Below are 26,441 nucleotides of genomic sequence, written 5' to 3' on the forward strand. Positions count from 1 at the left end.
CAGGAACTGGGGACCGAGAGGCTGGTGGCTGTGCGTGGCGGCGACGGGGAACGCTGACACGACCGTCGGACACGGTGAACTCATCGAGGCGGTGGACCGCGCGCTGACCACGCACGGCCGCGCCGTCCTCACCGGACCGGCAGGCTCGGGCAAGACCGAAGTACTGCTCGCCGTCGCGGCGGCCGCTTTCGGCCGCCGCGAACGCGTGCTCCGGTTCGCTCCGGAAGCCGCCGACCAGTGGATACCCGAGGCCGCCGCGGCCGCCCTCCTCGCCTCCGTCCCGCGCACCGCCCTGGACCGCCTCGCCCCTCCCCAGCGCACCGCCATCGCCCTGTTGCGCCGCGAGGCCGACGCCCCCCGGGCCGGCCGTGACCACGTCGCCCTGCGCCTCGGCGTCGTCGAGGTGCTGCGCATCCTCGCCGAACGCAGCCCCGTGCTCCTCGTCCTCGACAACGCCCAGTGGCTCGACGCCGAGACCACCGACCTGCTGCGCTTCGCCCTGCGCCTGACGCCCCGCGGCGTCCGGGTCCTCGTCGCCGAATGCGTGCAGGGCGGCGCCCCCGTGGCCGAGACCCTGTGCGGTCCGGGCGCCCCGACGGTGCGGGTGCCACCGCTCGGCGCCGACGAGGTCGCCGAACTCCTCGTACGCCACGGCCTGCCCGCCCGCCTCGCCGGCCGCATCCACCAGGCCAGCGGCGGGAACCCGCGCCTCGCCCTGGCCTTCGGCCACTCCCTGGCCGAGGCCCGCGACGGCGCCGCGCACCACGCCGACACCCTGCCGCTGTCCGGACAGGCCCGCGAGGTGGCCCGGCGGCTGCTCGCCGAGGCACCGGCCCGCGCGCACCGCACCCTGCTCCTCGCCGCCCTCGCGGCCCGGCCCACCACCGCCCTGCTGCGCCGGGCCGGACGCCCCGACGCGGAGGCCGAGCTGGCCGAGGCCGAACGGGCCGCGCTGGTGACCGTACGCGACGACGGCAGTGTCGAATTCACCGCCGGCGCCCTGCCCACGGCCCTGGCCGCCGACGCCGGCTGGCCCGAACGGGCCGCCGGGCACGCCGCGTTGGCCGCCGCCGTCGACGACCCCGTGCAGGCCGTCCGGCACCGCGCCCTCGCCGTGGACACCCCCGACGAGGACCTCGCCGCCGAGATCACCGAGGCGGCCGCGGCCAGCCGCCGCGGGGGCAGGCGCGCCCTGGCCGCCGAGCTCGGACTGCTCGCCGCCGAGCGCACCCCGCCGGGCCACCCCGCCGCCGAACTGGCACGCCTGGTCGGCGCCGCCGAGGACGCCGGCTGGGCCGGTCGCGCCGACCTCGCCCGCCGCGCCGCCCGCGCCGTCCTGGCCCGCGACGCCTCGCCGGCCGACCGGGTACGGGCCCGGCTCGCCGTCATCGACGCGGCCGGCCAGGCTCTCGCCGACCTCGACGAGACCTTCGCCTACGCCCGTGACGACGCCGCCGCGGACCCCTCGCTCCAGGCCGCCGTGCAACTGCGTGTCGCCTGGAAGCTCAACCTGAGCGACGGCGACCCCGTCCGCTCCTGCGCCGCGGCGGCGGAGGCCGGGGTGCTGGCGGCCACCGGCGGCGACCAGGTCGCCGAGGCCATGGCCCTGACCGTACGGGCCCGGATGGGCCGGATCCTGGGGGACCCGGACGCCGAGGACATCCTGGCCGAAGCGCTCACCCTGCCCGCCCCCGAGGTGCCGCTCGGCATGCGCAACGCCCCGCAGTACCTCGCCGTCCGCCACGCCCTCTTCGACGACCGGCTCGCCGACGCCCGCGAACAGCTCCTGGTCCTGCTGCCGGCCGTCCAGCGCACCGGCTCCGCCGAGGACGTCTTCGAGGTGCTGCGCAGCCTCACCGAGGTCGAACTGCGCCGCGGCCGCTGCGCGACGGGCCGCGCCCACGCACGGCGCGCCCTTGAGCTGACCATCGAGGCGGGCCTCTCGCCGGGCCCGGCCTGGTACGTCGCCGCCACCGCGGAGGCCATGGCCGGCAGCTTCGCGCGGGCCACCGGCTACGCCCGACGCGGCATACAGGCCTCGGAGGAGGAACAGGACCAGGTGTTCCTCTCGCGGAGCCTCTTCGCCCTCGGCCAGGTCGAGCTGGCGACGGGGGAGACCACCAAGGCCGTGACCACCCTGCGCCGGGTCGCCCGGCTGGAGGCCGCCCAGCAGGTCGTCGACCCCTCAATCCTGCGCTGGCACGGGGAGCTGGCCGAGGCGCTGGTGGCCGCCGACGCACCCGAGGAGGCCGCCGAACTGGTCGCGTCCGTCCGTACGGTCGCCCTCGACCTCGGCCGGACGAGCGTGGTCGCCGCCCTGGACCGGGCCGGCGCCCTGGCCCACTCGGCACGCGGCGAGACCGACGAGGCCGTCGCCCTGCTGGAGGCCACGGCGGAGCGCTTCGACGCCCTCGAACTGCCCCTGGAACGGGGCAGGACGCTGCTCGCCCTCGCCCGGGTGGAACGCCGGCGCCGGCGCCGGGCGCCCGCCCGCGCCGCCCTGCGCACGGCGGCCCAGATCTTCGCGCAGGCCGGGGCGAAGCCCTGGACGGACCTGGCCACGGAGGCCCCGCCGGGCCCGGGGGCCGGCCCCGAGGGCGGCTCCGGGCACCCCGGCGCGGCGGCGCTCACCGAGGCCGAGACCCGCCTCGCGCTGCTCGTCGGCCAGGGCGCCAGCAACCAGGAGGCCGCCGACCGGCTCTTCGTGAGCGTCAAGACGGTGGAGGCGCGGTTGACCCGGATCTACCAGAAGCTCGACGTGCGCTCCCGGGCGCAGCTGGCCACCGCGCTGCGGGCGCGGTGAGGGCGCGGTGAGGGCGGGCCGGGCCTCGGGCGGGGCGCGCCGGGGCGGTCGTAATCGGTTGGCCCGGAACGGCCGGCGGCCCTAGGGTGCGCGCATGACGCTCATGAGTGCCCAGCACATAGACGAAGCGGTGTCCCTCACCACGCGGGCCCTGCGCGGCGTCGCGGACCTCGACTGGACGGTCCCGGCCGGCGGGCTGGAGTGGAGCTGTTACGACACCGTCGTCCACATGGCGGGTGACTTCACGTGCTACGCCGGCCAGTTGACGGCCCGGGCGGCCGACGGGTGGGTGCCCTTCGAGATCACCGCCGATCCGGGGACCACGCCCGCCGGGCTGATCCAGATCATCGAGGCGACCGGCGGTCTCCTCTCGGCCGTCGTGGCCACCAGCGCCGCCGACGTCCGGGGCTGGCACCCGTCCGGTTCGGGCGGCGCGGACGCCTTCGCCGCGATGGCCGTCCTGGAGGCGCTCGTGCACACCCATGACGTCGTCAGCGCCCTGGGGGTCAAGGACTGGGAGCCGTCCGCGGAGTTGTGCGCGGTGGCCCTGGACCGGCTCTTCCCGCACGCGCCGCGCACGCACGCCCCGTGGCCGACGCTGCTGTGGGCGACCGGCCGGACCGAGCTGCCGGGTCTGCCCCGCCTGGGGGCCTGGCGCTGGCACGCCGACCCGATCCGTTCGGAGCGGCTCGTGCTCTGCCAGATCTCCCCGGTGACCGGCGCCGACCTGCACGCCGGTGGCACGGGCGGCTTCGCGTGGGCCGAGGACGGGCCGTTCGAGGGCACCCGGTTCGCCGCGGGCATGGTGGTCAAGGCGCGTGAGGCGGGTACCTACCGGCCGGGTTGGGGCGCGTACGCGATCGTCCGCGCCGCCGACGGCCTCGCGGTGGGCGGTATCGGCTTCCACACGGCGCCCGACGGCGACGGCAACGCCGAGATCGGCTACGACATCGTGCCCTCGGCGCGGGGCAACGGCTACGCCGTCGAGGCGGTACGGGCCCTGTCGGCCTGGGCCCTCGCGCAGGACGGCCTGACCACGCTGCACGCCACCGTGGACGACGACAACCTCGCCTCGCACGCGGTCATCGCCCGGGCCGGGTTCGCGAGGAGCGGCGCGGGTGAAGGGGACGTCCACTACACCCGCACCGCCGACTGAGCCGCGGGGCTCAGGAACGTACGAGGAGCACCCCGCCCGCGAGGACGACGCCCAGGACCACGGCCAGCGCGCCGTACACCGGGCGGTGGGCGCGCAGCACCGGCACGAACCGGTCGAGGGCGAACCGGCCCGGGCCGGTCAGCGCCAGGGACGCGGCGGCGGCGGTCAGCAGCAGCTCGTACTCGATGCCGGTGGGGGCGAAGAAGGAGCCGGTGCCCTTGACCGCGATCGCGTTGATCATGGTGCCGACCACGGCGGCCGCGGCCAGCGGGGTCAGCAGTCCGGCCGCTATGCCGAGGCCGCCGAGGGTCTCGGAGAGACCGGCGACGACCGCCATGGCCTCGCCGGACGGGTAGCCGCTCGCGCTGAAGAACGCGCCGGTCCCGCTGATGCCGCCGCCGTCGAACCAGCCGAAGAGCTTCTGGGAGCCGTGGGCCGCCATGGTGAGGCCGAGGACGAGGCGCAGGAGCAGCAGTCCGCTGCCCGCGAAGGGGTGTGCGTGCGGGGCGGCGGGGGCCGTGGGGGACGGCGTGGGGGTGAGGGTGGGCGTGGGGGTGGGGGTCATCGGGGAGATCCTTCCCGGTGGGGACTGTCCGTAGAAGAGATGAGTGCGAGGGAGTCGAGAGGGTCCTTCGAATTTGAACGACCGGATCAGACCCTAGCCTCTGATTCAAATTGGAACAACTTGGCGTAAGCTGGAGACATGGCTGAAACGAGATGGCTGGATGACGACGAGATGCGCGCCTGGCAGGGCTTCCTCGCCGCTTCAGCGCTGGTGAACCGGCGCCTCGACCAGCAGCTGAAGGACGACTCCGGCCTCTCGCACGCGCAGTACGAGATCCTCGTCCGGCTCGCCCGGGCCACGGACGGCGAGCTGCGGATGACCGAGCTCGCCCACGGGCTGATCAACTCCAAGAGCGGGCTGACGTACCAGGTCACGCAGATGGAGAAGGCCGGCCTCGTGCGGCGGCGCAGTTGCCCCTCCGACGTGCGCGGAATCTTCGCGGTGCTCACGGAGGCGGGCCGCGCCCGGCTCGACGAGGCGGCGCCCGGCCACGTCGCGGCGGTCCGGCACGCGCTGATCGACGTCCTGACCCCGGAGCAGCTCGGCGCCGTCGCCGACGGCCTCGGCGAGGTCGCCCGCAGGCTCCGCGAGGCCTGACCGGACCGGGCGCGGTCGGCCCGCCCGGTCAGTCGGGGAGCGCGTACCCGTGCGCGGCCGACGCGGGCTTCAGGGTCGGCCGGACCTCGCGGTCGTCGTCGGCCGCTCGGCGGTCGGGGTGTCCGGCCCGGCGCCGGTCAGGCGGGCGTCGCCCCAGACGGCGTGGCAGTACCGCGTGACGTCCGCCGGCGACGCGTATGCGGCCTGGAGCCGCACGCGCAGCACGTGGGCGACGTCGAGCGTGATCTCCTGCGATTGCCCGATGCCCAGGGTCCTGCTGTCGAGGGTCCTTCCGTCCGCGACGGTCTCGAAGCGGAGTGCGCACCCGGTCGGCGAGTCGTCGCGCAGGCCGATGGTCGCCGTCAGCGTGCGCCAGTCGCGCCCGAGGTCGTACTCGGCGGAGCCCTGCGCTCTGGAGCCCTTGTCCACGGCGAGGAAGACGCTCCGCGCGTACGGGTTTCCGTTCACATCGGCGGAGCCGGTTCCCAGCCCCGACGAGTCGAGCGGGTCGAGGTCGGCCAGGTACCGGGTGGCGGGCGGGGTCGGTGGGGCGGTCGGGTCACCCGGGCCCGCCGGGGCGTCGGGCCCGGCGGCATGGGCGCTGCCGGCGGCGAGGAGCGCCAGGACGGCGGCGGCCGCGCACGCGGGGAGGGTGAGGCCGCGCCCGGTACGTCGACGCGGGGTCGTCGGTTCTTCCACGGGGACCAGCCTTCGATTCCGTTCCCCCATCAGGCGGCTGCGGAACGCGCGCTCGTATCCAGCGTGCTCCCGGGCGCGGGGGCGCGCACCTCGGTCAGTCGGGCTCCGGCGCCTGCGGTACGCAGGCGCGCAATTCGGCCAGGTCCAGCGCCATCACCGCGATGTCGGCGCTGCCGCCCGCGAAGACGCAGGAGACGATCCGGGACCCGGGGTTGATCACCATCGCCTCCCGCACGGACGGGGTGCGCACCCCGGTGGCGCGGGCCCCGTCCAGTGCCACCGGCTCCCCGCGCTCCGGCACCCAGCGCACCGCCCCCGGCCCGCCGCACACCCGGCCCATGCGCCAGCGCCCGCGCCCCGCGGGCAGCCGCGCCATGCCGGGAATGCCGACCGGGGCGGCGTCGGGCCCCGCCGCCACGCGCTGGAGGTGCTTGCGCCGCAGGAGCCAGCCGGCGCCGCCCGCCACGATTGCGAAGAATGCGAACTCGATCACCCGCCCTATTAAAACACAGGCGTACGAATCCAGAATGAGGCCGTAATTGGCCTTATCGCTTCACGGTCGTCTGACTAATGTCTCCCGCGTCCAGGTCGTGACCCCGCACGTACGGGGTCGACAAGGGGGATAAATGAAGATCGGAATTCGGCGCTCCATCGCACTCGCGGGGGCCCTCGCCGTCCTCCCGCTCATGACGATCTCCGCCAACGCGGAAACCTCCGCTCCGCTGTCCGCCGACGCGGTGGCCTCGATGACACCGGAGCGACAGGCGGAAGTGCTGGGGCCGCTGAGGCTGGCGGCCGATGCCGTGGCGCAGGTGGGGCGGGGGGCGCGGGCGGACGTCTACACCCAGGTCGAACTCGCACCCACCTATCGTTCGGTCAATGTTTATCTGACCGATGTCGCGCAGGGCCGTGATTTCCTTTCCGCGGTCCACAAGGTGAATCCGAAGGTGGACACCGGGCTGATTCGCATCGTCCAGGGAAAGAAATCCGGAAAACAGCTGAAGAAGGAGATCGCGGAGATCACGGACCGGGCCGATCTCCCCTTCAAGGTGGCCCTCGCGGGCAGCACACCCGACGGCGGATCCATCCAGCTCGCCGTGGACGACCCGACGGCGGCCCGCGGGTACCTCGCCTCGACGGCCGTCAAGGAGCGACGGGCCGCGAGCGCAGCCACCGCCGTCCAGATCACCCAGGCGCCCCCCTCCCGGCCGCTGACCCGGGAGAACGACACCTCGCCCTTCTACGCGGGAGCGGCGCTCGGCCCCAACATCGGCGGCAAGGCCCACTGCACCAGCGGCATCCCGGCGATCAGCACCTGGGACGGCCGGCAGTGGCTGGTCACCGCGGGCCACTGCCACAACGTCAACGACAACGTCTACACGATGGGCGGCAACTACATCGGGCAGGTCAAGTACAAACTCCCCGCGGTCGACTCGGCGTTCATCGAGGCGCCCACCAACCGCTACACCTGGGACGGCCTCGACGCCACGGGCTACACCCGCTACCTCAACGGCGTGCGCAACGTCGCCGTCGGTGACTTCACCTGCCAGCTCGGCTACAACACCAAGGTCTTCTGCAACATCAGGACGGTCTACGCGGGCAACGCCAGCTGGAACGTCAACGGTACGACGGTGAACGGCAGTTACGGCGTCCCCCACTACGGGGGCATCGTCGGCCGCGGCGGCGACAGCGGCGGCCCCGTCATCTTCATCAACGACCAGAACTCCCGCCAGCTCAACGGCATCGTCAGCTACGGCTACGGCTGCAACGCCTCCCAGGAATGCAGCACCGGCCTGGCCTGGGTGGACGTGTGGTCGATCTTCAACGCCTTCGCCATCAAGCTGAACCCCTCCTGACCTTCCCGACCGACCCAGACCGCGCGCTGACGGCCGCCCCGGCGGCGGTCAGCGCCTCAGGGGGTGTCCGACGGACGTCAGACACCCCCCAGGGCGGTCCACACGCCCGGGTCCTCGAAGCCGAGGGCCCACAGCCCGCTGCCGCGGACGCCGTGGCGTCCCAGCACGGCCAGGTGCGCGGCGGAGCCCTTCGCGTCCTGGTACCAGACGGCGTGCTCCTCGCCGTCGTCGTCGGTGTAGTCGAAGTGCGGAGTGCCGGAGGCTTCGTCGAAGACGTATTCCGCGCCCATCCGCTCGCGCAGGGCCTCCGCCTCCAGGCTGGTCACGTGGCCCGCGCGGTCGGTCGAGCCCACCTTCCAGTCCCAGCCGTACGCGGGCAGCGCCACCTCCAGCTTCGCGGGCGGCACGACGCCGACGGCGTAGGTCAGGAACCGGTCGTACCACTCCAGGGAGGACAGCGGGCCCGGTTCCGCCAAGGCGTTGTGCAGGTTGTACCCCATGATCCGCAGGGTGTCGGCGACCTTGCCCAGGTGCGCGTAGTCGAAGGCGAGCCCCGCCCCGTCGACCCGGGGCATGACGGTGACGACACAGGTCCTGCCCTGGGCGTGCAGCCGGGTGCACAACTCCTCGACCAGCCGGTCGTACCCGGTGCGGACCCGCTCGACCAGCGCGGGGTCCGTGGTCTCGGCCATCCGCTCGTAGTCCAGGTCGAGGCCGTCGTAGGACCGGCTCCGCACGACCTCCATCAGGGCGTCCACGTGCGTCGCGCGCTCCTGCGGATCACCCAGCAGCTCGGCCATCTCCGCCGGCCCCGGGGTCTCGATCACGGTCGGGACCACCTTGATCCCCTTGGCGTGCAGACCGTCGATGATCCGACGGTCCCCGGCGCCCGCCTCGCCCTTGACGGTGTCGGTGTCCGTCGCCGTATACCAGAACGGACTGACGGTGTGCAGCTGGTCGGCGTGGGCCAGGGCCGAGGCGTAACCGACCTCGGTGTCCCAGTAGGGCAGCCACGCGGAGCTCGTACGGACGCCCGCGCGCCCCCCGTCGGCGGACGCGGACGCGGACGGGGGCGCGGATCCGGTTCCGGCCCCGGAACCGGTGCGCGCGGCGGGCGCGCTCGCGGTCAGCAGGAGCACGGCGGCCAGCGCGGCGGCGCAGCGCAAGGCCACGGGAAGGGCCAGGGCCCGGGACGGGGGCCAGGTCGAGGAGCGTGCGGTCGTCATGGTCCGAACCTGGCGCGAACCGCGGGCTCCGGGAGCACGGGACGCGCCGAAAGCGGTCGACCCCGCACCGATCGGCCCACCCGGCGTCCCCCGGACGCGGAACGGGACGGTGTGCCCGGGCCGGGAATGCGGGGCGCGGGCAGGCGGTTCGGATCATCGCGAGACCCGACCATCCGCATGCAGGGAGAAGACCATGAAGATCGGCATCATCGGTGCGGGCAACATCGGCGGCAACCTGACGCGCCGTCTCACCACCCTCGGTCACGAGGTGTCCGTGGCGAACTCGCGCGGCCCGCAGACGCTGGGCGCGCTCGCACAGGAGACCGGGGCCACCCCCGTCACCGTCGCCGAAGCGGCGCGCGGCGCGGAGGTCGTCGTCGTCACCATCCCCCTGAAGAACGTGCCGGACCTGCCTTCCGGGCTCTTCGACGGGGCCGCCGACGGGTTCGTCGTGATCGACACCGGCAACTACTACCCGCAGCAGCGCGACGGCCGGATCGCGGCCATCGAGGACGACGGGCAGACCGAGAGCCGCTGGACCGAGGGGCACCTCGGCCACCCGGTGGTCAAGGCCTTCAACGGCACCTACGCGGAGGACCTGCTGACCCGGCCCCTCCCGGCCGGGGCCCCGGACCGGCTCGCCCTGCCGGTCGCCGGGGACGACGACGCGGCGAAGGCGACCGTCCGGGCCCTCATCGACGAACTCGGCTTCGACTCCGTCGACGCCGGCGGCCTCGACGACTCCTGGCGCCAGCAGCCCGAAACCCCCGTGTACGGGCTGCGCGCGGGCGTCGACGCCGTCACCGAGGCGCTGGCCGAAGCCTCCCCGGTCCGCAAGGACGGCTTCCGCTACCAGGGCTGACCGGGGCGGGCCGGGACCTACCGGACTGCGAACTACCGGGCTGCGGCCTACCGGACTGCGACCTACCGGGCTGCGGCCTACCGGACTGCGACCTACCGGGCCGTGAGGTCCGCGACGGTGGCGGCCACCACGCCGAAGAGGTCCCCGATGGTGGTCAGGGCGGCGCTCTGGAGCGTCGCGGCGGGCACCACGGCGCCGTCGGGCGCGGCCAGCGTGCGGGTCGCGGTGGCCTCGGCGACCACGGCGGGCCGGTATCCGAGGTTGAAGGCGCCCTGGGCGGTGAAGGTGACGCACATGTGCGTCATGAACCCGGCGAGCACCAGGTCCTGGCCGGAGTCCAGCCCGCGCAGGGTCTCTTCCAACGTCGTGGCGTGGAAGGCGTTCGGGACGGTCTTGACCACGACGGGTTCGCCGTCCCGGGGCGTCACCTCGGGGCTGATCGAGCCGATCTCGGCGCGGATGTCGTACGGGCCGCCCTCACCGCCGTCGTTGACGACGTGCACCACGGGAGAGCCCGCGGCGCGGGCGGCGGCGAGCAGGCGGGCGCCCGCCGCCAGAGCGGCCTCAGCGCCCTCCAGTTCCATCACCCCCGTGCGGTAGGTCTGCTGGAAGTCGATCATGATCAGGGTCGTCGTGGCGCCGAGCCGGGGGAGCGCGGGGTCGAGCCCGGACAGCGTGCGCAGGGTGGCGGACGGGGTGACGGTGGTGACGGTGGTGACGGACATGGGAAGGTCCTCTCGTTCGTTTCGCGGGAACCCGTGCGGCGCACGGGAAAAGGGCACGGCGAAGCCGCGGACACGGCGGCGCCGGGTCAACAGGGACGCGGGGGCGACAGGGCTGAGGAATCAGCCGGGTCGAGCGGGAGGCCGGCTCAGCCGGCCGAGCGGAAGCGGCGCCGGTAGGCGGCCGGGGTGGCGGCGATCTGCTTGCGGAAGGCGCGGTGCAGGGTCTCCACCGAGCCCAACCCGGCGGCCGCGGCGATCCGTTCGAGCGGCTCGTCGGTCGTCTCCAACAACCGCCGGGCGGCTTCCACCCGGGCCGCCTCGACGTATCCGGCGGCGCCGACGCCCGTCTCCCGGCGGAAGGTCCGGGCGAAGTGCCGCTCGCTCACGCACATGCGCTGTGCGAGCGCCGCCGCGGAGAGATCGCCGTCGAGGTGATCGGCGATGTACGCGCACAGCTCGTCGATGTCCCGGCGCGCGGCCGCGGGGCGGCTGAGCGGGACGCTGAACTGGCTCTGGCCGCCCTGCCGTTTGAGGTACATGACCAGGTGGCGCGCCACGGCCAGAGCCATCTCCTCGCCCAGGTCCTCCGTGACCAGGGCGAGCGCCAGGTCCATGCAGGCGCTGATCCCGGCGCCGGTCCACACCCGCCCGGAGCGGACGAAGATCGGGTCAGGGTCGACCTGGACGAGGGGGTGGTCGGCCGCCAGGCGCGTGGCCGTGGACCAATGCGTGGTCGCCCGCCGCCCGTCCAGCAGCCCCGCGGCGGCCAGCAGGTGCGCCCCCACGCACACCGAGGCGACCCGGTGGGCGTGCGGGGCCGTGGCCCTGATCCACTCGACCACCGCGTCGTCGATGCGGGGTACGGGGCCCTCCGGGCCCAGCTCCACCGCCCCGGGTACCAGCAGCGTGTCCACCGCCGCCCCGACCTCGGCGAACGTCAGGTCGACGGCGAGGCGGACCCCGGCCGAGGTGGTCACCTGGCCGGGTTCGGGACCCGCGAGGCGCACCTCGTAGGCCCGGGTGGACGACTCGCGGTTGGCCAGCGCGAAGACCTCGGCGGGGCCGGTGACGTCGAGCAGGTCGACGTCCGGGAAGACCGCGATGACGACACGGTGGGGAGTGGGCATGCGTCCATCCTCACCGCCCGCTCCGGTGGCCGCAATGACGGTTCTCTGTCACATCCGGACATGCGCGCCTTTGGAGGCGCGCATGTCCGGACGGCTCACGCCGTGACGGGCGAGAGGTGTGCGACGACCTCCGGGAAGCTGTCGACCACCCAGGTCGGCTCGGCCGTGGCCAGCTCGGCCGCGGAGTGCACCCCGTAGGTGACGGCCACCGAACGCATCCCGGCGGCCCGCGCCATCAACAGGTCGTGGGTGGTGTCGCCGACCATGACGGCGTGCTCCGCCGTGAGGCCCAGCCGGTCGAGGACGACCTGCCCGGACTCGGGGTCCGGCTTGGGCCGGGTGACCTCGTCCGCGCCGATCACGACGGCGAAGTACTCCCGCAGCCCGGCCGCCGTGAGCAGGGCGTCCGCCGGGCCGTGGAACTTGCTCGTCGCGACGGCGAGCGCCACCCCGCCCTCGCGCAGCTGCGCCAACCCCTCCGCGACCCCGGGGAAGACCAGGTCCGGGGCCTGCGGGAGCACTATGGTGTCGAAGAACTTCCGGTAGAGCAGGACCGCCTCGGCCACTTGGGCGTGCTCCACCTCCCGCTCCAGCAGGAGGGCGAAGGCCCGCTCCAGGGGGAGCCCGATGGTGGCCCGTACGGCGAGGTCCGCGGGCCGGGTGACGCCGAGCGCGTCGAAGGCCGCCCCGAAGGTCGCCACGATGGCGCGCGGCGAGTCGACGAGCGTTCCGTCCAGGTCGAAAACAGCGAGTCTGATCATGACGTCGAACCTACCGGCGAGCCGCCGCGGAGCGCACCGTGCGCGGCGGCCAGCCGGCCCGCCGCCTCGGCGCAGGTCACGAGCACGGCCATGTTGGCCCGCGCCGCCCGACCGTCGGTCGCGGCGTCCACGGCGCGCATCAGGTAGCTGGTGAGCCCCTGCCCCGAGACCCCGTCCCGCTCGGCCGCGGTCACCGCCCGCGCGATGGCCGCCTCCACCTCCGCCGAGTCGACGGCGTCCGCCTCGCTGACCGGGGTGGTGATCAGGAAGGCGGTGGGGGTGCCCAGCGCCCGGTGCGTCTCGACGGCGCGCGCCAGGACCTCCGGGTCGTCGATCCGGTGCGGGGCGCGGTGGCCGCTCGTACGGCAGTAGAAGGCGGGGAAGTCGTCCGAGCCGTACGCCACCACCGGCACGCAGTGCGTCTCCAGGTACTCCAGGGTCAGGCCCAGGTCCAGGATCATCTTCGCGCCCGCGGACACGACCGCGACCCGGGACCGGGTGAACTGGATCAGGTCCGAGGAGACGTCGAAGGTCTGCTGGGCGCCGCGGTGCACCCCGCCGATCCCGGCCGAGGAGAACCAGCGGATCCCCGCCAGCTCGGCCGCCACCAGCGACGATGCCACGGTGGTGGCCCCCGGCCCGCCCCGGGCGAGGATCACCGGGAGGTCCCTGCTGGAGACCTTGGGGATGCCCGTGCGGGAGGCGAACCGCTCGATGTCGGCGTCGGTCATGCCGATCCGCAGCGCGCCGTCCTCGACGCAGATCGTCGCGGGCACCGACCCGCCCGCCCGGACCGCGTCCTCGACCTTGCGGGCCGTGGCCGCGTTGTCCGGGTAGGACAGGCCGTGCGTGATGACGTTGCTCTCCAGGGCCACGACGGCCCGGCCCTCGTGGAGGGCCTCGCGGACCTCCTCCGTGTACACGAGGGGGACCCCCGAGCCGGTGCTCATGCGCCGTCCCAGTAGCCCGGCGCCTTCAGCAGCAGCTCGCGGTGGGCGGCGATGTCGGTGACGACCCGCTCGTCCCAGTCCTCGGGCGCCACCGGTTCGAGGGAGATCGACACGACCTCCTCGTCGACGGCGAAGGTCGCGGTCACGGCTGCCGTGACCGCCGCGTCGAAGGCGGCGAGCCGCTCGGGCGTGAGGTCCTTGGGGAAGTGACGGACGTGGACGTGGGGCACGGAGCCCCTCCTTTCGGTCGGCCTCGCACGGGGGCGGAGCCGGACGGGCACGGCGGCGGGCGGAGCCCGTCGCGTCGGACGGACCTCAGGCGTCGGGCGGGGTCCGGGTAAGGACGGCTGCGGCGAGGGCGTCGATGCCCTCGGGACGCAGCACCTGGTAGTGGTCGGCGGGCAGGTCGATGACGACCGGCGGGGCGGCGGAGTACCCCGACCGGCCCTCGATGAAGGAGTAGTCGTCGCCGGCGGCCCGGACGATGGTCACCGGTGCGCTCAGGCACCGCTCGGCCATCTCGTGGAAGGTGTAGTCGAACTCGTAGGTCTCCTCGACGATCCGGGTGATCCGCCCGACCGTCCCCGGGTCCAGCTCCGGGAACCGGCCGACCACGAACTCCACGAAGGTGGCCTCGTCCCGGGCCGCCGCCAGGCACGCGTCGAGGTCCGGCCCGTGGCCGATGGCGCCCGCGAAGACCGAGTAGAGGATGGTCACGTAGCCGGGGTTGGCGTAGGAGGACTCGCGCGGGTACGGCCGCCCGTTCGGGTCCCGCAGCTTCGGGTTGCCCGGGCAGATCAGCAGGAGGTCGGCGACCCGCTGCCCGGACCGTTCGAGCTGCCAGGCGCTCTCGAAGGCCACCCGGGCCCCGAAGGAGTAGCCCCACAGCGTGTAGGGGCCGTCGGGCTGGAGCCGCCGGATCTCCGCCACGTCCGCGGCGGCCATCTCCCCGATGGTCCGGTACGGCGCCTCGCCCGCGTTGATGCCCGCCGCCTGGACCCCGTAGAACGGGCCCCGAGTACGGGCCTCGCGGGCCAGCAGCCGCAGGTTCATCGGGTAGCCGCCGAGCCCGGGCCAGCAGAACACCGGCGAGCCCGGGCCCTGCGCGTACCGGCCGTCCGACGGGCCGCTGTCGTGCAACAGCACCAGCCGGGAGGCGGGTTCGGGATCGGCGTCGGCGATCCGGTCGGCGAGGTCCGCCAGTCGGGGGTGGCCGAAGAGGGTCTGCATGGGCAGCGAGATCCCGAACTCCCGGTTGACCCAGCGGGTGAGGGTCATCGCGATCAGTGAGTTGCCGCCGGACGCGAAGAAGCTGTCCGTCATCGACACGCCGTCCGCGTCCCGGTACTTCAGCGCCTTGCCCCAGGCCCCGGCGAGCAGCCGCTCGGTCCGGGTCCGGGGTGGTACCGGAGCGCCGGAACCCCGTGCGGGGGCGGTGAGTTCGGAACGGGCGGACAGGGTCGCGTAGTCGATCTTCCCGTTGGCGGTGAGCGGCAGCGCGTCCAGCACCAGGACCCGGTTGGGAATCATGTAGTCGGGCAGCAGCCGGGCCAGATCGTCCCGGATCATCTCCGTCGGACCCCGCATGTGGACGGAGTCCTCGCGCATCCCGGTGGAGGAGACCTGCTCCTCGCTGACCTTCCCGCCGAGGAAGAAGTACGACGGACCCGAGGGGATGCCCGCGTCGGCCAGGACCGCGTCGATCCGCTGGGCGGAGGGCAGGGGATGGCCCGACCGGGAGGAGTAGCCGGACGACATCAGCCCCAGGCGCAGGCCGTTGCGCTGGAGCCGGTGCAGGGTGCGGCCCAGGACCACGTAGGCGAGCCGCTCGTCCTCGATCCGGCTGACGGCGCTGACGCCGAAGCTCGCGGCCTCGTACACGCCCTGGTTGATGGCGATGACGTGCCGCTTCTCGACGGTCTCGGTGGCGACGGGGGTGAACTCCGCCCCGTCGAGCCGGTAGAGGCCGCCCGGCAGGTCGAGGACCCGGCCCGGGTGCGCCTGGACGAAGAGGTCCACCGGGTCCGGCTGCGCCGGGCGGTCGTCGGGGACCAGCTCGAAGCTCCCGACGAAGTGGTCCTCGTCGGCCGCGTCCAGGGCGGACTTCACCGCCGTCCCGCCGTGCGGAGCGGGCGCCACCGTCAGCCCGTACTCCGGAAGCACCTCCTCGAACACGCCCAGCATGTGCCCGGTCTCGAACTCCAGCACCTCCTCGATGTTGGTGCTGTACACCGGCTCGATGGCGGACCGGCGTCCCAGGAAGTGCACCCGGAGGGTGCCGCGGCCGGCCGCCGCGGCGCCCGCCGGACCGTCGCCGATCCGGACGAGGGTGTGGTCGACGGGGTGGAAGTAGTGGATCCCCGGTGCGAGTCCCGCGACGCCTCCTCCGGTCTCCAGGTACATCTGGACGGCGTAGAGCGCGCCGGGGGAGGCGTAGGCGTACTTCGGAAGCAACCGCTCGCCGCTGCCGAAGGGGCCGAACCAGCGGAGCAGCGCGCCGAGTTGCTCCGGCGTGAGGTCGGCGGCCGAGCGCGCGGGACCGCGGTCCCGCGCCGGCCCGCTTCCGTGCTCGTGCCCCTGCCCGCGGTCGGCCGCGGTGGGGGAGCCGAGCAGCTCGCGCAGGTCGGCGCGGGTGACCTTGCCGCCCTCGTAGAAGCGGTAGGTCTTGCGGGCGAAGGCGGCCTGCCGCTGGCTGCCCGTGGCCTCCCGGCCGGGCAGCAGGGCCACGGGGCGCCCTTCGAGGGCCGCGGCGGGACGCAGGCCCGGGTTGGAGAGCTGGGCCTTGACCTGGAGCTTGCTCGCCTTGGACTGGTGGTGCGCGCCGTGCGCGCCCTGGTCCATCAAGGAGGCCTCGCGCGGGTTGAGTTCGACGAGCGCGATGAGCTGCTGGAAGCCGGTGCGCGGATCGTCGGTGACCACCGCGGCGGCCCGCCGGACCCAATCGTGCTCCTCGATCGCCGAGGTGATCTCCTCCAACTCGACGCGGTATCCGCGCAGTTTGACCTGGGTGTCGGCGCGCCCGTGGAAGCGGATCGTGCCGTCCTCGTTCCACGAGGCGAGGTCACCGGTGCGGTAGAGCCGTTCGTCCGGCAGGAAGGGAGCGGTGAGGAAGCGCTCCCGGGTCTGCTCGGGCAGGTTCAGGTAGCCCCGTGCCAGCTGCACCCCGCCGATGTACAGCTCGCCCTTCGTGTCGGCGCCGACCACCGGGCGCAGGTCCCCGTCGAGGACGAAGCACCGGGTGCGCTCCACCGGTACGCCGATGGGGACGATCGCCGAGGCGTCCTGTCCGGCGAGGGCCGCGGGATCGACCGTGTGGGCGGTGGCGTTGATGGTGCACTCGGTGGGCCCGTACAGATTGACCAGTCGGGTGTCCGGCAGCTGCGCCGCGAAGGCGCGGGCCAGCTTCACCGTCAGGGCCTCACCGCCCGAGAACACTCGCCGCAAGGAGGCGCAGGAGGCCAGGCGTTCGGTGTCCAGGAGCGCCTGGAGCAAGGTGGGCACGCACTGGAGGGTGGTCACCCCCTGCGCCGTGATCGTGTCGACCAGGTCCTCCGGGTCCCGGTAGCAGCCGGGCGCCCCCATGACGACCTGGCCGCCCGCCGCCGGCGCGAGGATCTCCCACTGCGCGGCGTCGAAGCTCATGGGCGTCTTCTGGAGCACGGTGGTGCCGGGGCCGAGGTGGCCCTGGTCCAGGAGCCAGCCCAACTGGGAGACGATGCTGTGCTGCTCGATCAGCACGCCCTTGGGGCGACCCGTCGAGCCGGAGGTGTAGATGACGTACGCGAGGTCGCCCGGGCGGGCGGCCGGCTGCCTCCCGGGGCGCCGGCCCCTGCGCTCCGGCTCGCCGGAGGTCCGGGGCGGTTCGCCGCCCAGGGCCAGGACGGTGGTCCCGATCGGTGCCAACTCCCGCACCTTGGAAACGAGATGGCGCTGCGTCACGACGATCTCCATGGCGGAGTCCTCGATCATGTAGCGCAGCCGGTCCTCGGGGTAGTCCGGCGACAGCGGCAGGTACGCCGCGCCGGAGTCGAGGATGCCCCACGCCGCGGTCATCAGGTCGAGGGAGGGCTCCGCGTACAGGCCCACCGGGGCGTCGGCCCTAGCCCCCGCCCGGCGCAGTCGACGCCCCAACAGGGCTGCTGCCGAGCCCAGTTCGGCGTAGGTCAGCTGGTGATCGGCGCAGCGGACGGCCACCGCCCCGGGCCGGACCCGGACCTGCTCGGCGAGCAGGTCGGAGAGGACGGTCGAAGGGGCGGCCCACGCGCTGATCGGATCCGCTCGCTCGCTGATCTGCTGTGCGGTCATCTGGCCACTCCGGACGGGCGGGACGCGGCGGGCGCCGGAGGTCCGGTGGACACGGGGGGAGCTTCGACGGGCGACGGCAGGGGTGCCTCACGTCGCCCGCCGCGCGGCTGGGCGACCACGACCGCCGCGACGACCGCGACCGCACCGGCCAGTTGGAGCGGCCGCAGGGTCTGGCCCAGGGCCAGGTAGCCGAGCGCGGTCGCGGCGAGGGGGGAGATGAAGCCGAGGAAGGAGACGGCGAGCGCGGGCAGCCGCTCCACCCCGCGGAACCAGACGGCGTAGGCCAGCAGCGCGCCGACGAAGCCGAGGTAGCCGAAGCCGGCGAGGTTCCGCCCGGTGATCGTGTCCGGCAGACCCTCGCCGAGCAGGGCGACGGGGGCGAGGGCCAGCCCGCCGACGGTCAGCTGCCAGCCGGTGAAGGTGAGCAGGCCGACCCCCTCGGGGCGGCCCCAGCGCTTGGTGAGCACGATGCCGCAGGCCATGCTGACCGCGGCCAACAGGCCGGCCGTCACGCCGGTGGCGTTGAGCCCGGCGTTCGGTTGGAGCACGAGCAGTCCGACCCCGGTGGCGCCCAGGGCGCAGGCCACCAGGTGCACGCCCTTGATCCGGTCCCCCAGCAGGAGGGCCGAGAGGATCAGCACGAACATCGGCTGCACCGAACCCACCAGCGCGGCGACCCCGCCGGGCAGGTGGTAGGCGGCCAGGAAGAGCAGGGTGAAGAACGCGCCGATGTTCAGCACGCCGAGGACCAGCGCGCGGGCCCACCAGATCCCGCGCGGCAGCGTGCGCCCGATCAGCAGCAGGATCAATCCGGCGGGCAGCGCCCGGACCGTGGCCGCGAGCAACGGGCGGTCCGCGGGCAGGAATTCGGTCGTCACCAGGTACGTGGACCCCCACACGGCGGGGGCGAGGGCGGTGACGGCGGAGTCCGCCGCGACCCGGTGGCCGCTCACCGCGCGGCCACGGCCGAGTCGGTGGTGCCGAAGAAGCGGTCCCCGAAGTCCCCGATGCCGGGGATCATGAAGGCGTTCGGGTTCAGGCACTCCTCGATGGACGAGGTGATGATGGTGACGGCCGGGTGCTCGCGGTGGACGGCGGCGATCCCCTCGGGCGCGGCGAGGAAGTCGACGAGGACGATGTTCTCCTCGCGCACCCCGGCGTCCGTCAGCACCCCGATCGCGGCGTTCGCGCTGCCGCCGGTGGCCAGCATCGGCTCCAGCAGCAGGACGTGCCGCTCGGCTATGTCGTCGGGCAGGTGCCAGTACTGCAGGTGCGGTTGCTTGGTGGTCTTGTCCCGCTGGATGAGGATCTTGCCGATCCGGATGCCGGGGATGAACTCCCGCAGGGCCTCGGCCATCGCGTCCCCCGCCCGGATCACCGGGACGGCGCACAGCTTCCCGGTGAACTTGAGCCCGTGGTAGGTCTCGCCGACCGGCGTGATCACCTCGTGCTTGTCGAAGGGCAGCAGGTCCAGGGCCGATTCGAGCAGTAATCGGATCACGCGGCGGGAGTACAGGACGAAGTCGGCGCGGGTGGCGCCGCGGTCCCGGATGACCGTGTGCAGGGCGCGCAGCTGGTTGGTCTGGGGGAGTTCGTGGACTTTCGGGGTCGTCGACATGGGTCCTGCTCTTCGTCGGTGGGGACGCGGACGGAAACAGAGCAAACACTCTGTGACTTGGTGTCCGCAAGGGTCCCGCTTCCGCACGCCTGACCGAATTCCGCCGTGCGTGCCCCCACCACCGACGGCCCGCAGCGCCGCCGCCCGCACCCCCCATCGACCCGACCAGCACCTCCGACCGCTCCCCGCCCCGGGCCGCCCTCGCCCCCGGCGCTCCCTTCCTTGGCCGGATCCGGTCGCACGGGGAGCGGCCCGGGCCGCTCCCGGCGGCCGTCAGCGCGCGGTCAGGACGTAAGCGTCGAGGGGAGGGTTGGCCCGGGGGCGGGCGAGCGCGTCGAGGGTGTCCAGGGTGGGCCGCAAGGCGCGGGCGACCGCCGAGTCCGGGGCGAGGGCGGCGTACATGTCCCGGCAGATGGCGATCTCCCAGTCCGCGTCCTGGAGGCCGGTGGTCTCCACACCCTGCTCCGCCACGGTCCGCCAGCCCGCGGGGCCGAGCAGGGCGCGCAGCGCGTCACGGGACATCGGCGTCTGTACATTGGCCCCCTCGCCGTGCCCGTACGCGGCCGCCTGACCCTGGGCCAATACGGCGAGCAGGTGCGGGATCCGGTCGGCCGAGCGCGGGGTGAGGTCCCATTCGGCGAAGCAGAGCGTACGGGCCCACGGGCGCACCCGGGCCAGGGTGTCGGCCAGCTGCCCGGTCGAGCCGAAGTACCAGGAACAGTGCGCCAGCACCACGTGGTCGAAGGAACCGTCCGCGATGCCCGCCGTCGCCTCCTCGTCCAGCACGTCGAAACCGAAGCGGAAGTCGATGCGCGGGCCGAGCGGCCCGGCCGCGAGCCGGGCGGCGGAGTCGCCGACGGTCACCGGCGCGCCGTAGGAGGGCTCGGCGACGTCGACGGCGAGCACGTGGCCGTGCGGCCCCACGGCGTCCGCGAGCACGGCGGTCATGTCGCCCTGACCGCACCCGACCTCCAGCACCCGGGCGCCGGGCGCGATGTCCCAGTGCCGCACCAGCTCCGCCCGGTGCCGGGTCTGCACCTCCTGGACCGCGCGGTCCCGGTCGGCGGCGGCCATCGCGGTGGTGAGTGCGGCGATGCGGTCGGGCGGGGTGTCGGGCACGTGGTCCTCGGATCCTTGGGTGGGGGAGGGGGCCCGTACGCGGTACGACGTATCACGCTCGGGCCCTCGGAGCGCTCGGAGCGCCGGCGCGGGGCCGTCCTGACCCCATCACGTCTGCCGCGCCGCCGCACCGGAATTTCCGGCGGCCGGGATTCCGCCCCACGCGAGGGCGAGCGCGGTGAAGGCGCGGGCCGCCGCGCTCTCGTACGCGCTCTCCCGGCGCAGCAGTACGACGGTGCGCACGGGCAGGGCGGGGGCGAGGTCCACGGGGTGCAGGTCGGGCCGGTCGCGGGCCAGGGCGTCGGGCAGCACGGTGGCCAGGGGGGTGCGCCGGACGATCTCGGTGAGGGCGCCCAGCGAGTTCGCCTCCACGGCGATCCGGGGCGCGACGCGCTGCGCGGCGAAGTAACCGTCGATGTGCGAGCGCGTCGCGAACTCGCCGCTCAGCAGCGCGAGATCGCACCGCGCGAGGTCGGCGGCCGGCAGCGGCGCGGTGCGTCCGGCGAGCGGGTGGGAGTCGCCCACGACGAGGCCGAGGCGCTCGGTGAAGAGCTCCGTGGCCCCGATGCCCGCGAGGTGCGGCCCGGCGAAGGCGATCGCGAGGTCCAGCTCGTCGGCGAGCAGCCCGGACTCCAGCTGGGCCTGCGTCATCTCCTTGACGTCCAGGCCGATCCCGGGGTGCTGCCGGTGCAGTTGCGCCGCCAGCGGACCCAGCAGGTACGCGGTGAAGGTCGGGGTCATGGCGAGCCGCAGGGCGCCCCGGGAGAGGTCCGCCACGTCGAGCACGGCCCGCTCGGCCGCGGCCAGGTCCCGCAGGGCGCGCCGGGCGTAGTGCAGGTAGGCCGCCCCGGCGTCGGTGGCCCGTACGGTACGCCCGCTGCGGTCCAGGAGCTGGACGCCCACACTGCGCTCCAGCTGTCTGATCTGCTGCGACAGCGTCGGCTGGGAGACCCGCAGCTCTTCGGCGGCGCGGGTGAAGCTGCCCTGCTCGGCGACGGCGAGCAGATAGCGGAGGTGACGCAGTTCCGGGGCCATGGACCCCAGGATAGGCCGAGGTATAGATGGCAGCAATATCGATCATGCCGGATACGACTTGGACGCTATAGGTGCAGGTCATGCATGGTGGATCTCGTCAGCCCGTCACCATCGACGGAGGCCGACGCACACCGAAAGGAGTGGCCATGCACGATCTCGCAGCGGGTGTCGCGCACTTCCAGCAGGACGTCTTTCCCGCAAAGGCCGGGCTCTTCGCACGCCTGGCGACCACCCACCGGCCGCACACGCTGTTCATCGGATGCTCCGACGCCCGTGTCGTGCCCGAGCTGATCACCCAGCAGGAGCCGGGGGAGCTGTTCGTCATCCGGACCGCCGGGAACCTGGTGCCCGCCTACGCCCCCGGGGACGAGGGCGTCGGGGCCAGCATCGAGTACGCCGTCGCCGCCCTGGGCGTGAGCTCCGTCGTGGTCTGCGGACACTCCGCCTGCGGCGCCATGACGGCGCTCGCCGAGGGTCACGACCTGACCGACCTGCCCGCCGTCGCACGCTGGCTGCGCCATGCCGACGCGTCGTTGGCCCGTAGCGCCCGTAGCGCCCGTAGCGCCCGTAGCGCAGGTGCGGACGGGGACGCGGCCGCGGACCGGGTCGGGGCCCTGATCCGGGACAACGTCAGCGCCCAACTGGCCAACCTGGCCACCCACCCGTCGGTGGCCCGCGCCCTGGCCGCGGGCACGCTCGCGCTGCACGGCTGGGTCTACGACATCCCCACCGGAACCGTCGAGGACTTCGCCCCCGCGGCCTGATCTCTCCCCCTCCACCACCACCCCTACCGAAGGAAGAAGCCCCCATGTTGCACGCCCAGTTCGACCCCTCCGCCCGACAGGCCCTCGCGATCACGGCCGTCGACGCCAAGACCCGCAAGGACCTGTCCTGGCAGGAGATCGCCGACGTGACCGGCCTCTCGGTCGCCTTCGTCACCGCCGCCCTGCTCGGCCAGCACCCGCTGCCGGCCGACGCGGCCGTCGCCGTCGCCGGGCTGCTCGACCTGGACGCCGACGCCGTGCGCCTGCTCCAGACCGTCCCGACCCGCGGATCGATCCCGGGCGGCATCCCGACCGACCCGACCATCTACCGGTTCCACGAGATGCTCCAGGTGTACGGCACCACCCTCAAGGCCCTGGTGCACGAGCAGTTCGGTGACGGCATCATCAGCGCGATCAACTTCCGGCTCGACGTCAAGAAGGTCGCCGACCCGGACGGCGGCGAGCGCGCCGTCATCACCCTCGACGGCAAGTACCTCCCCACCAAGCCCTTCTGAGCGGCCGGTGCGATGGGCCGGCCGGCGTGCCCCGGGTCGAGGTGTCGCGGGTCAGGCCACGGGCGGGTGGCGGCTGCGCAGTGCCTTGTACATCTCGACGATGACCAGCTCGGCGTAGGCGGACTGGAACATGAGCGTTACGAAGCCCACGAGCATCACCACGACCACGAATCCGATGCCCAGGGGCGACAGTTCGCCGACGTCGCCGCTCACGTCCAGGCCCAGCAGCGCACCGGACAGGGTCAGGACCGACATGGCCGCCATCCACACGCCGTACGTGACCACCACGGCGAGCACCCGCGTCCTGAACACGTGCCCCCAGGCTCCCTTGACCAGGGTCGCCGAACGGCCCATGGCGCGTACCGCGCCGAGGCCCTCGTACGTCTTGACCGCCGGAACGAAGACGAAAAGGACCCAGAGCAGGACGGCCAGGGGCGGAACGCACGCGAGCACCACGGGCGGCACCGAGCCACTGCCCGAGCCGATCATCCGGGGTACGCCCTCTCGCAGGAGCCCGCGCACGGTGATCGGCTGGTTTCGGGTCCGCCGCTCGGACAAGGTGGCGGCCAGAGCGTCGGGGACGCCCGTGAACATGTAGAGGATCAGCGAGACGCTGATCGTGAGCGATACGAGGTCGGCGGACTGCCGGCTCATGCCGCTGGCCGGGAGGTGGGTCAGTTCGCGGACGCCGATGGACCCGGCCACGACCACGACGAACATCGCGAGCTCTGCCAGGAGCAGCGCCCCCAACAGGGGGCGCCAGGTGCTCGCCAGGATCCGCGACGCCTCCCGCAGATACGTTCCGGAGGACGGGGGCCATCGCGGGGGCGGCTGCCAGCCGGGGTGCCGGCCGGGGTGCTGGCCTGGCTGCCGGCCCGGGTGGTGGGGCTGCCGGCCCCCTCCGTGTTGCTGCCACTGCCCTGACATCGACTCAGCCTCCCCGGGGCCGCTCGGTGCCGGTGATCGTAAGCACCCGCCCCGGGGGAGGACAGCGCTCCGGTGCGATTGGCCGGAAGTCGTGTGAGCGGTCGGTCCGCCCCGCTGCCCGCCGCGCGGGGCGGGCCCCCCCCGGGGGGGGGGCGGCCCCCCCCCCGGCGCCCGGCGGGGGGGGCGCGGGGGGCCGGGGACTGGGTGGCCCCGGGGGTCGCCCCCGGAGAGCGGGAAGGAACGGTATTTGTCCACGCGGCTCTGGACCTGCGCGGGGTTGCCCCCGTTGCACTCCAGCGAGCCGTTGATGGACCGGATCGTCTCGCCGAAGCCCGCGCCGTTGACCATGGCGGTGTGGGCGGTCATCGTGCCCGGGCCATTCTGGGTGTTCCAGTACCAAAGGGCCGTCTTCATGGCCACCGCCGGGTCCTGCTCGACCAGGTACGGGTTCGCGAGCAGGTTGATGCCCAGGGCGTCGCCCGCCGCCTTGTAGTTGAAGTTCCAGCTGAGCTGGATGGGACCGCGGCCGTAGTAGGCGGCCTGTCCGGCCGGACAGCCGTAGGGCTGGGACGCGTCGCAGTAGTGCGGGTAGTTGGCCGTGTTCTGCTCGACGATGTACACCAGCCCGCCCGTCTCGTGGGCGACGTTGGCCAGGAAGGCGGCGGCTTCGCGGCGCTGGGTGGTGACGTCACCGGTGTGCGTGAAGCCCGGGTAGGCCGACAGCGCCGCGACCAGGCCGTTGTACGTGTAGAACGGGTTCCGGTTCGGGAACATCTGGTTGAACTGCGCCTCGGAGACCACGAATCCGGACGGGCCCGGCCCGGGGCCCGGGTCCGGGTCCTGACCGCCGCCGCAGGCGCCCTGGTCGGACCAGACGCCCCACTGGCCGGTGGTTCCGGGGGTCTCGCCCTGCGTCCACCACTTGGCCTGCCAGTTGTGACCGCCGTACGAGGTGGCCATCCCGTTCGTGTACACGGCGGAGGAGGCCCACGGACCCGCGCACGCGGCGGCCGCGGCGGCGGGGGTGGCGGGCAGGGCGATGGCGAGGGCGGCGGTCACGGCCGCGGCGGAAGCCAGGGCGAGGGAGCGGCGACGTAGCGCACGGATCACGGAACTGCTCCTTGGGTGGGGGGAATTGCCGTGGGGGGCGACTACTGCCACTCAAGCGAAGCTGGTCTGGACCTGTCAAGGTCTAGACCAGCTTCGGCGTATGTGCGCCCCCGACGATCCCCCCGTCAGAGGGACCGCCTCCGGCGGGGAGGGGTCAGACCCTCACCAGGTCGTACGTACCCGTACCGTCCGGCCTGCCGCTGGAGTACTGACGGATCAACTCCCCGTCCGCGTACCGGTCGTGGCCCAGCATCGAGCCGGTGTACTTGTTCTGCAGGCCGACCTTCGAGCCGCCAGGTACGTCGCGATAGATGTAGAACCGCTGGAGGTCGTCCTCCCCGCAAGCGGCCGTTGTGAGGTAGGCCTGCTCCTGGTTGGCGATGTTGGCCGGGATGGTCGCGCACCCGCCGTTGCCCCAGTTCCACAGGGACGCCTCGATCACCCCGTTGCGCTCCGTCACGTTGCACAGCCGCCAGTTGTCCAGGTGGGCGCTGGTCCAGTTGGATTCGCGCAGCCGGACGCCGTCGTTGGCCAGGGCCGGTGCGCTCCAGTTCAGGGCCTTGCCGGGGACGTGGATCCGGTAGACGTCGGACTGGCAGTTCAGGGCGGCCCGCGTGGCGGGCGCACTGGTCCGCGCGGTGGCCGCCGTGCCCGCTGCGCCCTTCGCCGTGTCCTTCGCTGCCGCGTTCCTGGCCGCGGTGGCCTTGGCGGAGGCCACCGGCCCCGGTGCGTGTCCGGCCCGGGGCGGGGTCTCGCAGTCCAGGAGACCCTGCGCCTTGCGCATGATGCTGTTGGCGGGCACCTTGTCCTCGCAGCGCACCGCGCCCTCTTCGAGGGTGGTGTAGGTGGTGTAGCTGCCGCTGTCGGGCCCCTCGATCCACTTCAGCGCCCAGCTGCCGTCGCCCTGTTGGGCGCGGTTGCAGTTGAGGCTTCCGTAGGTGCCGGTGACCTTCTTGGTGCCCTTGTAGACGCCGTAGTAGCCGGGGTCGTTGAAGTTCCAGCTGACCGAGGTCGACTCGCTGCTGGTGGAGGAGTAGTTCACCTGTACGTTCAGGCCCAGCATCGCGCCGACGCTGCCGAGGGCCTCGACGGCGAAATCGCCCTTGATCTCGCCGTTGAGGCCGACGGAGACCGAGATGGTGGTCTGGGTGCTGGTGGTGACGTTCTGGTAGCCGGTCGAGCCCGCGGTGACGAACCAGCCCTTGAAGTGGGTGATCGTCGGGACGACTTCGGTCGACTTGATGAACGGGTGGCGCTTGCCCAGGTCGGCCGCCGTGCAGGACTGCCCGGCCTGAACGGCGCCGGCGTTGGCGGCGGGGGTGGCTCCCTGGGCGGCGGCGGCGGGGCCGGCCACGGCAATTGTGGCGGCGAGCGTCGATGCGGCGGTTGTGATGAGGGCGATCAGCCCTTTGGCCCGGCGGCCGGAAATTCTTGAGTGGCTCATCATGCCCTTTCGTTGGCCGGGCGCGATGAAGCCCCGGGTCGGAACCCTGCCCGATATGTGGTGGGGAGCGGTGGTCGATTGAGGCGAATTTAGCGTCGGCGGCGATGCGGTGACGATGACGGAACCAGCCGTTCCGAGACGGAACTCAGTGCCTTTCATTGACTGTTGGGCAGTCTTGACCTGCCGGATTTCATCAGGATTTCATCCGCGGAGCTATGATCCGCCACCGCCGTCGCACAGATGGGCTGTCTCGGTCGTGATTCCGCTGGCCGCCTCG

The 26,441-nt window shown here is 73.3% G+C and carries 23 protein-coding genes and 1 pseudogene; 7 read left to right on the forward strand and 17 right to left on the reverse strand.

The window, feature by feature from the left end:
- Positions 1 to 34 precede the first annotated feature (34 nt).
- Together ACIBEA_RS02875 and ACIBEA_RS02880 are read left to right on the forward strand one after the other, a co-directional pair.
- Positions 35 to 2,803 carry an AAA family ATPase gene (locus ACIBEA_RS02875; RefSeq protein WP_399257214.1) on the forward strand — a complete coding sequence of 923 codons (2,769 nt, stop codon included), beginning with the start codon at positions 35 to 37 and terminating at the stop codon, positions 2,801 to 2,803.
- A gap of 94 nt (positions 2,804 to 2,897) precedes the next feature.
- A complete protein-coding gene (locus ACIBEA_RS02880; protein WP_399257216.1) occupies positions 2,898 to 3,959 on the forward strand; it encodes a GNAT family N-acetyltransferase in 1,062 nt (353 codons plus the stop codon).
- Between the two features lie 10 nt (positions 3,960 to 3,969).
- Here the strand turns inward: ACIBEA_RS02880 and ACIBEA_RS02885 are convergent, their stop codons facing one another.
- The gene (locus tag ACIBEA_RS02885; RefSeq protein ID WP_399257218.1) at positions 3,970 to 4,524 is read right to left on the reverse strand and encodes a DoxX family protein; all 555 of its coding nucleotides are present in this window, start codon (positions 4,522 to 4,524) and stop codon (positions 3,970 to 3,972) included.
- A 138-nt stretch (positions 4,525 to 4,662) separates the two neighbouring features.
- Between ACIBEA_RS02885 and ACIBEA_RS02890 the strand changes: the two genes are divergently transcribed.
- Entirely contained in the window at positions 4,663 to 5,121 is a 459-nt protein-coding gene (locus ACIBEA_RS02890) for a MarR family winged helix-turn-helix transcriptional regulator (protein ID WP_399257220.1), read from the forward strand.
- Between the two features lie 69 nt (positions 5,122 to 5,190).
- Here the strand turns inward: ACIBEA_RS02890 and ACIBEA_RS02895 are convergent, their stop codons facing one another.
- Positions 5,191 to 5,820, reverse strand: coding sequence for an NPCBM/NEW2 domain-containing protein (locus tag ACIBEA_RS02895; RefSeq protein ID WP_399257222.1), 630 nt, complete (start codon positions 5,818 to 5,820; stop codon positions 5,191 to 5,193).
- Positions 5,821 to 5,914: 94 nt separating this feature from the next.
- Positions 5,915 to 6,313: a hypothetical protein gene (locus tag ACIBEA_RS02900; RefSeq protein WP_399257224.1), complete on the reverse strand. Its 399-nt coding sequence runs from the start codon at positions 6,311 to 6,313 to the stop codon at positions 5,915 to 5,917.
- A gap of 133 nt (positions 6,314 to 6,446) precedes the next feature.
- Here ACIBEA_RS02900 and ACIBEA_RS02905 point away from each other — a divergent pair, with 133 nt between their 5' ends.
- Complete coding sequence (locus tag ACIBEA_RS02905) at positions 6,447 to 7,676, forward strand: hypothetical protein (protein ID WP_399257226.1); 1,230 nt, start codon at positions 6,447 to 6,449, stop codon at positions 7,674 to 7,676.
- A gap of 77 nt (positions 7,677 to 7,753) precedes the next feature.
- Here the strand turns inward: ACIBEA_RS02905 and ACIBEA_RS02910 are convergent, their stop codons facing one another.
- The gene (locus ACIBEA_RS02910) at positions 7,754 to 8,902 is read right to left on the reverse strand and encodes a glycosyl hydrolase family 18 protein (RefSeq protein WP_399257227.1); all 1,149 of its coding nucleotides are present in this window, start codon (positions 8,900 to 8,902) and stop codon (positions 7,754 to 7,756) included.
- Between ACIBEA_RS02910 and ACIBEA_RS02915 the strand changes: the two genes are divergently transcribed.
- On the forward strand, positions 8,901 to 9,764 hold the full coding sequence (locus ACIBEA_RS02915) for an NADPH-dependent F420 reductase (protein WP_399257229.1): 864 nt from the start codon (positions 8,901 to 8,903) through the stop codon (positions 9,762 to 9,764). The genes ACIBEA_RS02910 and ACIBEA_RS02915 overlap by 2 nt on opposite strands.
- Before the next feature lie 92 nt (positions 9,765 to 9,856).
- Here the strand turns inward: ACIBEA_RS02915 and ACIBEA_RS02920 are convergent, their stop codons facing one another.
- From ACIBEA_RS02920 to cynR, 10 genes are all read right to left on the reverse strand, one after another.
- Positions 9,857 to 10,489 carry an isochorismatase family protein gene (locus ACIBEA_RS02920; protein WP_399257231.1) on the reverse strand — a complete coding sequence of 211 codons (633 nt, stop codon included), beginning with the start codon at positions 10,487 to 10,489 and terminating at the stop codon, positions 9,857 to 9,859.
- A 146-nt stretch (positions 10,490 to 10,635) separates the two neighbouring features.
- On the reverse strand, positions 10,636 to 11,616 hold the full coding sequence (locus tag ACIBEA_RS02925) for a GlxA family transcriptional regulator (protein ID WP_399257233.1): 981 nt from the start codon (positions 11,614 to 11,616) through the stop codon (positions 10,636 to 10,638).
- 95 nt (positions 11,617 to 11,711) lie between these two features.
- The gene (locus tag ACIBEA_RS02930; protein WP_399257235.1) at positions 11,712 to 12,377 is read right to left on the reverse strand and encodes an HAD family hydrolase; all 666 of its coding nucleotides are present in this window, start codon (positions 12,375 to 12,377) and stop codon (positions 11,712 to 11,714) included.
- Positions 12,374 to 13,327 (reverse strand): pseudouridine-5'-phosphate glycosidase, encoded by a 954-nt coding sequence (locus ACIBEA_RS02935; protein ID WP_399257237.1) that lies wholly within the window; start codon positions 13,325 to 13,327, stop codon positions 12,374 to 12,376. Before ACIBEA_RS02935 ends, ACIBEA_RS02930 begins: the two co-directional genes overlap by 4 nt.
- Positions 13,324 to 13,557, reverse strand: a complete 234-nt coding sequence (locus ACIBEA_RS02940; RefSeq protein WP_399257239.1) for a hypothetical protein — start codon at positions 13,555 to 13,557, stop codon at positions 13,324 to 13,326. Before ACIBEA_RS02940 ends, ACIBEA_RS02935 begins: the two co-directional genes overlap by 4 nt.
- Positions 13,558 to 13,642: 85 nt before the next feature.
- A complete protein-coding gene (locus ACIBEA_RS02945) occupies positions 13,643 to 17,632 on the reverse strand; it encodes an amino acid adenylation domain-containing protein (RefSeq protein ID WP_399257241.1) in 3,990 nt (1,329 codons plus the stop codon).
- Positions 17,629 to 18,585: an EamA family transporter gene (locus ACIBEA_RS02950; RefSeq protein ID WP_399257243.1), complete on the reverse strand. Its 957-nt coding sequence runs from the start codon at positions 18,583 to 18,585 to the stop codon at positions 17,629 to 17,631. Before ACIBEA_RS02950 ends, ACIBEA_RS02945 begins: the two co-directional genes overlap by 4 nt.
- Positions 18,582 to 19,250 (reverse strand): uracil phosphoribosyltransferase, encoded by a 669-nt coding sequence (gene upp, locus ACIBEA_RS02955; protein WP_399257245.1) that lies wholly within the window; start codon positions 19,248 to 19,250, stop codon positions 18,582 to 18,584. The genes ACIBEA_RS02950 and upp overlap by 4 nt, the downstream gene beginning before the upstream one ends.
- Positions 19,251 to 19,523: 273 nt before the next feature.
- Positions 19,524 to 20,369 carry a methyltransferase domain-containing protein gene (locus tag ACIBEA_RS02960; protein ID WP_399257247.1) on the reverse strand — a complete coding sequence of 282 codons (846 nt, stop codon included), beginning with the start codon at positions 20,367 to 20,369 and terminating at the stop codon, positions 19,524 to 19,526.
- Positions 20,370 to 20,477: 108 nt separating this feature from the next.
- Entirely contained in the window at positions 20,478 to 21,404 is a 927-nt protein-coding gene (gene cynR, locus ACIBEA_RS02965; RefSeq protein ID WP_399257249.1) for a transcriptional regulator CynR, read from the reverse strand.
- 146 nt (positions 21,405 to 21,550) lie between these two features.
- Between cynR and ACIBEA_RS02970 the strand changes: the two genes are divergently transcribed.
- Positions 21,551 to 22,168 carry a carbonic anhydrase gene (locus ACIBEA_RS02970; protein WP_399257251.1) on the forward strand — a complete coding sequence of 206 codons (618 nt, stop codon included), beginning with the start codon at positions 21,551 to 21,553 and terminating at the stop codon, positions 22,166 to 22,168.
- 44 nt (positions 22,169 to 22,212) lie between these two features.
- Positions 22,213 to 22,683, forward strand: coding sequence for a cyanase (cynS, locus tag ACIBEA_RS02975; RefSeq protein WP_399257253.1), 471 nt, complete (start codon positions 22,213 to 22,215; stop codon positions 22,681 to 22,683).
- Between the two features lie 51 nt (positions 22,684 to 22,734).
- On the opposite strand, the gene ACIBEA_RS02980 is transcribed toward cynS, so the two are convergent.
- The 3 genes and pseudogenes from ACIBEA_RS02980 to ACIBEA_RS02990 form a co-directional block, all read right to left on the reverse strand.
- Entirely contained in the window at positions 22,735 to 23,403 is a 669-nt protein-coding gene (locus ACIBEA_RS02980) for a hypothetical protein (RefSeq protein WP_399257255.1), read from the reverse strand.
- A gap of 401 nt (positions 23,404 to 23,804) precedes the next feature.
- A pseudogene (locus ACIBEA_RS02985) lies at positions 23,805 to 24,687 on the reverse strand (glycoside hydrolase family 19 protein); the annotation flags it as partial.
- A 187-nt stretch (positions 24,688 to 24,874) separates the two neighbouring features.
- Positions 24,875 to 26,164, reverse strand: coding sequence for a hypothetical protein (locus ACIBEA_RS02990; protein WP_399257257.1), 1,290 nt, complete (start codon positions 26,162 to 26,164; stop codon positions 24,875 to 24,877).
- Positions 26,165 to 26,441: the final 277 nt, after the last annotated feature.

Origin of the sequence: Streptomyces sp. NPDC051555 (assembly GCF_044454405.1) — a bacterium.
GTDB lineage: Bacteria > Actinomycetota > Actinomycetes > Streptomycetales > Streptomycetaceae > Streptomyces.

What these genes read in the sequence shown, in the direction of transcription:
- ACIBEA_RS02880 (WP_399257216.1), top strand. Translation starts at nt 2,898, where the DNA reads ATGACGCTCATGAGTGCCCAGCACATAGACGAAGCGGTGTCCCTCACC.
- ACIBEA_RS02885 (WP_399257218.1), bottom strand. Translation starts at nt 4,524, where the DNA reads ATGACCCCCACCCCCACGCCCACCCTCACCCCCACGCCGTCCCCCACG.
- ACIBEA_RS02890 (WP_399257220.1), top strand. Translation starts at nt 4,663, where the DNA reads ATGGCTGAAACGAGATGGCTGGATGACGACGAGATGCGCGCCTGGCAG.
- ACIBEA_RS02905 (WP_399257226.1), top strand. Translation starts at nt 6,447, where the DNA reads ATGAAGATCGGAATTCGGCGCTCCATCGCACTCGCGGGGGCCCTCGCC.
- ACIBEA_RS02915 (WP_399257229.1), top strand. Translation starts at nt 8,901, where the DNA reads ATGGTCCGAACCTGGCGCGAACCGCGGGCTCCGGGAGCACGGGACGCG.
- ACIBEA_RS02910 (WP_399257227.1), bottom strand. Translation starts at nt 8,902, where the DNA reads ATGACGACCGCACGCTCCTCGACCTGGCCCCCGTCCCGGGCCCTGGCC.
- ACIBEA_RS02920 (WP_399257231.1), bottom strand. Translation starts at nt 10,489, where the DNA reads ATGTCCGTCACCACCGTCACCACCGTCACCCCGTCCGCCACCCTGCGC.
- ACIBEA_RS02925 (WP_399257233.1), bottom strand. Translation starts at nt 11,616, where the DNA reads ATGCCCACTCCCCACCGTGTCGTCATCGCGGTCTTCCCGGACGTCGAC.
- ACIBEA_RS02930 (WP_399257235.1), bottom strand. Translation starts at nt 12,377, where the DNA reads ATGATCAGACTCGCTGTTTTCGACCTGGACGGAACGCTCGTCGACTCG.
- ACIBEA_RS02935 (WP_399257237.1), bottom strand. Translation starts at nt 13,327, where the DNA reads ATGAGCACCGGCTCGGGGGTCCCCCTCGTGTACACGGAGGAGGTCCGC.
- ACIBEA_RS02945 (WP_399257241.1), bottom strand. Translation starts at nt 17,632, where the DNA reads ATGACCGCACAGCAGATCAGCGAGCGAGCGGATCCGATCAGCGCGTGG.
- upp (WP_399257245.1), bottom strand. Translation starts at nt 19,250, where the DNA reads ATGTCGACGACCCCGAAAGTCCACGAACTCCCCCAGACCAACCAGCTG.
- cynR (WP_399257249.1), bottom strand. Translation starts at nt 21,404, where the DNA reads ATGGCCCCGGAACTGCGTCACCTCCGCTATCTGCTCGCCGTCGCCGAG.
- ACIBEA_RS02970 (WP_399257251.1), top strand. Translation starts at nt 21,551, where the DNA reads ATGCACGATCTCGCAGCGGGTGTCGCGCACTTCCAGCAGGACGTCTTT.
- cynS (WP_399257253.1), top strand. Translation starts at nt 22,213, where the DNA reads ATGTTGCACGCCCAGTTCGACCCCTCCGCCCGACAGGCCCTCGCGATC.
- ACIBEA_RS02980 (WP_399257255.1), bottom strand. Translation starts at nt 23,403, where the DNA reads ATGTTCGTCGTGGTCGTGGCCGGGTCCATCGGCGTCCGCGAACTGACC.
- ACIBEA_RS02990 (WP_399257257.1), bottom strand. Translation starts at nt 26,164, where the DNA reads ATGAGCCACTCAAGAATTTCCGGCCGCCGGGCCAAAGGGCTGATCGCC.